The sequence below is a fragment of the Pseudoroseomonas cervicalis ATCC 49957 genome (assembly GCF_000164635.1).
GTDB lineage: Bacteria > Pseudomonadota > Alphaproteobacteria > Acetobacterales > Acetobacteraceae > Pseudoroseomonas > Pseudoroseomonas cervicalis.
Map to the genome: position 1 here is coordinate 229,192 of NZ_GG770781.1, position 7,075 is coordinate 236,266.

The window sequence follows — 7,075 nt, forward strand, 5'->3', positions numbered from 1 at the left end:
GGGCGCCGGCGCCCTCGGGCCAGGCGACGGCGGCGGCATGGCCGCGCCGGGCGAAGGCCACGGCGCAATCCGCCGCCCCGGTCAGATCATCGGCCAGGATCAGCCAGCGCGTCATCGGGCGCGCGGAATCGGGGGGTGGCGGGGCATGGCGCTCTCGGGCTGGGGCAGGACGACCATAGCGGCATTTGCGGCGGCTTCAATCTTTCTGCGCATTTTGCGCATAATTAATTGCGCAATTCACGCATGCGGCGTAGAGCTTGGCCACACCGCCCAAGGCGGGAAGGCGTCCCGCCGCGAGGAGGAAGGGTTTGAGCAGCACCACCCGCCAGGCGGCCCGCGCCGCCGATGCGCCTCTGGACGATGCCGCGCTGGTCACCGCGCTGGCCGCCATCTGCCGCGCCCCCTATGTCATCACCGAGGCCGGCGACCTGGAGCCTTACCTGACCGATTGGCGCGGCCGCTATCACGGCCGGGCCATCGCCGTGGTGAAGCCGGCCGACACGGCGGAGGTCGCGTCCGTGGTGAAGCTCTGCGCCGCGCAGGGCGTCGCCATCGTGCCGCAGGGCGGCAACACCGGCATGTGCGGCGCCGCGACGCCCGGGGCCGAGGGCCGCTCCATCGTGCTGCGGCTGGACCGGCTGAACCGCATCCGCGCCGTCTCGCCCCTGGCCAATTCCATCACCGTCGAGGCCGGCTGCATCCTGGCGCAGATCCAGGAGGCGGCGGCGGCGGTCGACCGGCTCTTCCCGCTCAGCCTCGGCGCCGAGGGCAGCTGCCAGATCGGCGGCAACATCGCCACCAATGCCGGCGGCACCGCCGTGCTGCGCTACGGCAATACGCGCGAGCTGGTGCTGGGGCTGGAGGTGGTGCTGCCCGATGGCAGCGTGCTCGACCGGCTGCAGCGTCTGCGCAAGAATTCCTCGGGCTACGACCTGAAGCAGCTCTTCATCGGCGCCGAGGGCACGCTCGGCATCGTCACCGCCGCTGCGCTGAAGCTGTTCCCGCGGCCGCGCAGCCATGCCCTGGCGCTGGTGGCGCTGCCGGAGATCGAGGCGGCGCTGGCGCTGCTGGAACGCCTGCGCGGGGCCCTGGGCGACCGCCTGGCCAGCCTGGAGGCGATGTCGCGCGGCCAGGTCGCGGTGATCGCCGAGCATGTGCCGCATGTCGCCATCCCCTTCGCGCTGGAGGCGCCCTGGTACCTGCTGATCGAGCTGACCGACAGCCTGGCCGGCATCGATCTGCGCACCCCGCTCGAGGATGTGCTGGGCGCGGCGATGGAGGAGGGCCTCGTCACCGACGCCATCCTGGCCGAGAGCGAGGCCCAGGCCCAGGCGCTGTGGAAGATCCGCCACAGCGTCTCCGAGGGCAGCAAGGCCGCCGGCCATGTGGTCAGCCATGACAGCGCCGTGCCGCTGGAGCGCCAGGCCGAATTCGTCCGCCAGGTGGAGGCGCGCATCGCCGAGGTCGCGCCGCAGGCGCGCATCGTCATGCATGGCCATGTCGGCGACGGCAACATGCATGTGCTGGCCATTCTCGACCGCGCGCAATGCGCCGATGCCGCCGCCCTCGCCGCGCTGGCCGCCCGCATCAACGAGGTCGTGGATGCGGTGACGGCGGGCCTCGGTGGCGCCATCAGCGCCGAGCATGGCATCGGCATCACCAACCGCGCCCGGCTGGCCCGCGTGGCCGATCCGGTCGACCTCGCCTGGATGCGCCGGGTCAAGGCGCTGCTCGACCCGCTGGGGCTGATGAACCCGGGCAAGGTGCTGCCCGACGCCTAGCGCCGGCGCCCACTCTTCACCAAACAAGACGAAGGAAACGAGATCCATGCAACGCCGCACGCTGCTCCGCACCGCCGCCCTCGGGGCCGCCGGTTCACTGGCCCTGCCCGGCCTGGCCCGCGCGCAATCCCGCTGGCCGGAGCGGCCGGTGCGGCTGATCGTGCCCTACCCGCCCGGGGGTGCGACCGATGTGCTCGGCCGGCTCTATGCCGAGCAGCTCTCGCGCAGCCTGGGCCAGCCGGTGGTGATCGAGAACCGCCCCGGCGCCAGCGGCAATATCGGCATCGACGCCGTCGCCAAGGCGGCGCCGGATGGCTACACGATCGGCGCCGGCACGGTCAGCAATTTCTCGATCAACCAGTATCTCTACCGCAACGTGCCCTATGACGTGGAGCGCGACCTGGCACCCGTGGCGCTGGGCTGGGAATTCCCCAACATCGCCGTCGTCGCCCCGGGCAAGGTGCCGGCCACCAGCCTCGCCGAGTTCATCGCCTGGGCCAAGGCCAAGCCGGGCGGAATCACCTATGGCTCCACCGGCATCGGCACCACCACGCATCTCTCCAGCGCGCTGTTCTTCAGCCGCATCGGGGTGGAGGCGGTGCATGTGCCCTATCGCGGCGCGTCGCAGACCATCCCGGCGCTGCTGAATGGCGATGTCGATTTCGCCATCGACGGCGTCGCCTCCTATATGGGGCTGGTGCAGGGCGGGCAGATGCGCGCGCTCGCCGTCACCAGCGCCGAGCGCTGGCCGGCCCTGCCCGAGGTGCCGACCATGGGCCAGGCGGGCATGGCGGATTTCGTCGTCACCGTCTGGGGCGGCTTCGTCGCCCCCGCCGGCACCCCGGCCGAGATCATCGCCCGCATCAACGCCGCGCTGAAGCAGGCGGTGGAGGATCCGGCGCAGCAGGAGCGCTTCGCCAAGATCGGCGCCAAGCCGGTCTGGACCACGCCGCAGCAGGCGGCCGAGCGCGCGGCGCGCGAGCGGCCGATGTGGCGGGCGCTGGTGCAGGCCTCCGGCGCCAGCGCCGACTGAACCCTTCCCGCCCGCCGGGCCGGCAGGAGGCTCTCCTGCCGGCCCTTCCCGCCCCTGGCAACCCCGCCTGCCCGCCCTTCAGGATGCTCCGCATGACCGACCTCGCAAGCCCCCTGCAGATCGCCCGCCCGCCGCTGCTCGAGCTCGGCGGCGGGGTGGCGCCCAAGCTCGGCCAATGGGCGCGCGCCCGCGGCGTCACCCGCAGCCTGGTCGTCGCCGATGCCTTCAATGCCGGCCGCGTCGCGCTGCTCGACCTGCCGGGCGAGGTGCATGTCTTCGGCGCGGTGAAGCCCGAGCCGGACGTGCCGAACCTGGAGAAGGCGGTGGCCATGGCCGAGGCGGTGCGGCCGGAGCTGGTGGTGGGCTTCGGCGGCGGCAGCGCCATGGACCTGGCCAAGCTGGTGGCGGTGCTGCCGGGCAGCGGCCAGTCCATCCATGACGTGGCCGGCCCCGACAAGGTGGCCGGCCGCCAGGTGCTGCTGGCGCAGCTGCCGACCACCGCCGGCACCGGCAGCGAGGGCGGCATCCGCGCCCTGGTGACCGACCCGGCGACGCGCAACAAGATCGCGGTGCAGAGCCTGCACATGCTGGCCGACATCGCCCTGCTGGACCCGGAGCTGACGCTGACCGTGCCGCCGGCGGTGACGGCGGCCACCGGCGTCGACGCCATGGCGCATTGCGTCGAGGCCTTCACCAGCCGCAAGGCGCATCCGGCGATCGACCTCTACGCGCTGGAGGGCATCCGCCTGGTCGGCCGCTTCCTGGCCCGCGCCGTCGCCGATGGCAGCGACCGCGAGGCGCGCGCCGGCCTGGCGCTGGCCTCGCTCTATGGCGGCTTCTGCCTGGGCCCGGTGAACACCACGGCCGGCCATGCGGTGGCCTATCCGCTCGGCACCCGCCACAACATCCCGCACGGCCTGGCCTGCGCCGTGATCTTCCCGCACACCCTGGCCTTCAACGCCCCGGTGATGGCGGAGAAGACCGCGCTGGTGCTCGACGCGCTGGGCCTGCCCGCCAGCAGCGAGGAGAGCACGGTGCGCGAGGCGACGCACCGCTTCTGCGCGGGTCTCGGCATCGAGATGCGGCTGGGCGCGCTCGGCGTGCCGCGCGACGACCTGCCCGCCATGGCGGCGGAGGCGCATGCCATCCGCCGGCTGCTCGACAACAATCCGCGCGACCTCAGCCAGGCGCAGATCCTGGCGATGTACGAGGCCGCCTATTGACGCAGCGCCGCCGCGCGGCGCGGGCCTGGCCATAAGCCGGGCGCGCCGGCGGCAACTCCCCGCCCCTCCCGCCGGTTTAGCCCCGAGCACGGCACGGCGGGAAAGGGCGCATCATGGCGGAGAAGCTGCGGCACGAGGCGTATCGGGGCCCCTCCGGCGGCTGGGGCTCGGTGCGTTCGCTGGGCAACATCCTGCGGCGCGAGGGCAATGCCGCCAGCACCGCGCTGGCCCTGCGGCAGCAGAACAAGGAAGGCGGCTTCATGTGCGTCTCCTGCGCATGGGCCAAGCCGTCGCCGCCGCATCTCTTCGAATTCTGCGAGAACGGCGCCAAGGCCACCGCCTGGGACCTGACCAGCGAGCGCGTGGCGCCGGATTTCTTCGCCCGCCACACGGTGACCGAGTTGGAGGGCTGGACCGACCACGCGCTGGAACAGGCCGGCCGCCTGACCGAGCCGATGCGCTGGGACGAGACCACCGACCGCTACGTGCCCGTCACCTGGCAGAAGGCCTTCGCCGAGATCGGCGCGGAACTCCGCGCCATGCGGCCGGATGAGGCGATCTTCTACGCCTCCGGCCGCGCCAGCAACGAGGCCTCCTATCTGTGGCAGCTGCTGGCTCGCGCCTATGGCACCAACAACCTGCCCGATTCCTCGAACATGTGCCACGAGAGCACTTCGGTCGCGCTGCCGCAGGCGATCGGCGTGCCGGTCGGCACCGTCACGCTCGAGGATTTCGAGCAGACCGATTTCATCATGATCTTCGGGCAGAACACGCCCACCAACAGCCCGCGCATGCTGCACCAGCTGGACGAGGCGTCGCGCCGCGGCGTGCCCATCGTGGTGATCAATCCGCTGCGCGAGCGCGGGCTGGAGCGCTTCACCAACCCGCAGAACCCGGTGCAGATGACCGCCGGCACGCCGACGCAGATCGCCCGCCACCTTCTGCAGCCGCGCCCGGGCGGTGACCTGGCGCTGATCGCCGGGCTCTGCAAGACGCTGCTGGAGATGGAGGATGCGGCCAAGCGCGAGGGCGGCAGCCCGGTGCTGGACCATGATTTCATCGCCGAGCACACCCAGGGCTTCGACGCCTTTGCCGATGCGCTGCGCAGCAAGGACTGGGCGGAGATCGAGCAGCACTCCGGCCTGAAGCGCAGCGCCATCGAGATCCTGGCGCGCGAATACGCCAAGGCCGAGCGGGTGCTGGGCGTCTATGGCATGGGGCTGACGCAGCACCGCGCGGGGGTGGAGACGGTGCGCATGCTGGTCTCCCTGCTGCTGATGCGCGGCCAGATGGGCAAGCCCGGCGCCGGCATCTGCCCGGTGCGCGGCCATTCCAATGTGCAGGGCCAGCGCGCCGTCTGGATCACCGAGAAGCCGGAGCTCGCCCCGCTCGACAAACTGGCAGAAATGTTCGGCTTTGCGCCGCCGCGCGAGAAAGGCACGGATGTCGTCGAGGCCGCCGGCCGTGTCATTGACGGCACCGCGCGCGCGGTGCTGCAGCTGGGCGGCAATCTTGTCCGCTCCCTGCCGGAGCACGGGCTGCTGGTGCCGGCCTGGCGCAAGCTGCCGCTGACGGTGATGATCACCACCAAGCTGAACCGCAGCCATCTGGTGCATGGCCGCCGCGCCTACCTGCTGCCCTGCCTCAGCCGCATCGAGATCGACCGCCAGGCGAGCGGTCCGCAGATCACCTCGATGGAGGACAGCACCTCCTGCATCCATCCCTCACGCGGCATCCGCGAGCCGGCGAGTTCCGAACTGCGTTCCGAGCCCGCCATCATCGCGGGCCTGGCCAAGGCGGTGCTGGAGCCGAACCCGAAGCTCGACTGGGATGGCTGGATCGCCGATTACGAGCGCATCCGCGCGCTGATCGCCGAGACCAAGCCGGACTGGTACCATGACTACAGCCGCCGCATGCGCGAGCCCGGCGGCTTCTTCCGCGCCAACCCGGCGCGGCAGCGCGTCTGGCAGACCGATACGGGCCGCGCAAACTTCCTGACGCTGCGCAGCCTGGACAGCAATCCGGACATGCCGCAGCAGGAGGGCACGCTGGCGCTGATGACCATCCGCAGCAACGACCAGTTCAACACCACCATCTATGGCTATGACGACCGCTTCCGCGGCATCAGCGGCAGCCGCACGGTGGTGATGCTGAACGCCGAGGACATGCGGCGCATGGGGCTGCAGGAGGGCGACCGCGTCGACCTCGCCACCGCGGCCGATGACGGGGTGGAGCGCTGCGTGCGCAACCTGCAGGTGGTGGAATACGACCTGCCGCCGGGCAGCGCCGCCGGCTACTACCCGGAATGCAACCCGCTGCTGCCGCTGTGGCACCATGCCCGCGAAAGCCATGTGCCCGCGGCGAAATCCATCCCCGTGCGGGTGGAGCGCGCGGCGGCTTAGCCCGCCGCGCCCTCGGCGGCCGCGTCGGCCTGACGGTCGAGATGCTCGGCCAGGCCCGGCGGCAGCTTCAGCCGGTGCGCCAGCGCCTCGAGATAGGCGCGCTCCGCCGGCTGGTCCGGGTCCACCGCCAGGCGGGAGGCGAGGTAGAGCTCCGCCGCCTGCTCGGGCGTGCGGGCGCTGGCGGCGATCTCGCCAGGGCCGATCGGGGCCGAGAGCGCGTCGAAGACGAAAGCCTTGCCCTCCGCGTCCAGCCCCAAGGCCTCGACGCGGGCGAAGATGCGCTGATGCTCCTCGGCATCGATATGGCCATCAGCCTTGGCGGCGGCGATCATGGCCCGCACCAGCGCCAGTTCGAAGGGCTGGCCATCGGCCGCCGGCGCGGCGGGCGGCAGGTAGCGCGGCTCGACCCGCGCCGCCTCCTGCGGTGTCGCCACCGGGGCGGAGGCCGGGTTCCGCCCGCTCTGCCAGTTCTCATAGGCGCGGCTGGCCAGCGCGCCCAGCATCGCGGCGGCGCCGTGGCTCAGCACGCCGCCAAATCCACCCTTCTTCTTCTTGCGCTTGCCGCCCAGCAGCAGGCCGAGCACCCCGCCCGCCGCGCCGCCCGCGGCATAGCCGCCCATGCCGCCAAGCCCGCGC

Annotated in this window: 5 protein-coding genes; 4 read left to right on the forward strand and 1 reads right to left on the reverse strand. The window is 71.9% G+C overall.

The genetic code is table 11. The features are described 5' to 3' along the window. The first annotated feature begins 308 nt into the window (after window positions 1–308). The 4 genes from HMPREF0731_RS16090 to HMPREF0731_RS16105 all read left to right on the forward strand — a co-directional run bounded on the left by HMPREF0731_RS16090 (window position 309) and on the right by HMPREF0731_RS16105 (window position 6,439). A complete protein-coding gene (locus tag HMPREF0731_RS16090) occupies window positions 309–1,781 on the forward strand; it encodes an FAD-binding oxidoreductase (protein WP_007005234.1) in 1,473 nt (490 codons plus the stop codon). 46 nt (window positions 1,782–1,827) lie between these two features. Further along, window positions 1,828–2,814 carry a Bug family tripartite tricarboxylate transporter substrate binding protein gene (locus HMPREF0731_RS16095; protein WP_007005235.1) on the forward strand — a complete coding sequence of 329 codons (987 nt, stop codon included), beginning with the start codon at window positions 1,828–1,830 and terminating at the stop codon, window positions 2,812–2,814. A gap of 92 nt (window positions 2,815–2,906) precedes the next feature. After that, complete coding sequence (locus HMPREF0731_RS16100; protein WP_051014790.1) at window positions 2,907–4,037, forward strand: iron-containing alcohol dehydrogenase; 1,131 nt, start codon at window positions 2,907–2,909, stop codon at window positions 4,035–4,037. A 113-nt stretch (window positions 4,038–4,150) separates the two neighbouring features. Further along, window positions 4,151–6,439 carry an FdhF/YdeP family oxidoreductase gene (locus tag HMPREF0731_RS16105; RefSeq protein ID WP_007005237.1) on the forward strand — a complete coding sequence of 763 codons (2,289 nt, stop codon included), beginning with the start codon at window positions 4,151–4,153 and terminating at the stop codon, window positions 6,437–6,439. On the opposite strand, the gene HMPREF0731_RS16110 is transcribed toward HMPREF0731_RS16105, so the two are convergent. Next, the coding region (locus HMPREF0731_RS16110) for a tellurite resistance TerB family protein (RefSeq protein WP_040613636.1) at window positions 6,436–7,075 on the reverse strand (640 nt) is incomplete at its 5' end. The two genes, HMPREF0731_RS16105 and HMPREF0731_RS16110, sit on opposite strands and share 4 nt — an antisense overlap.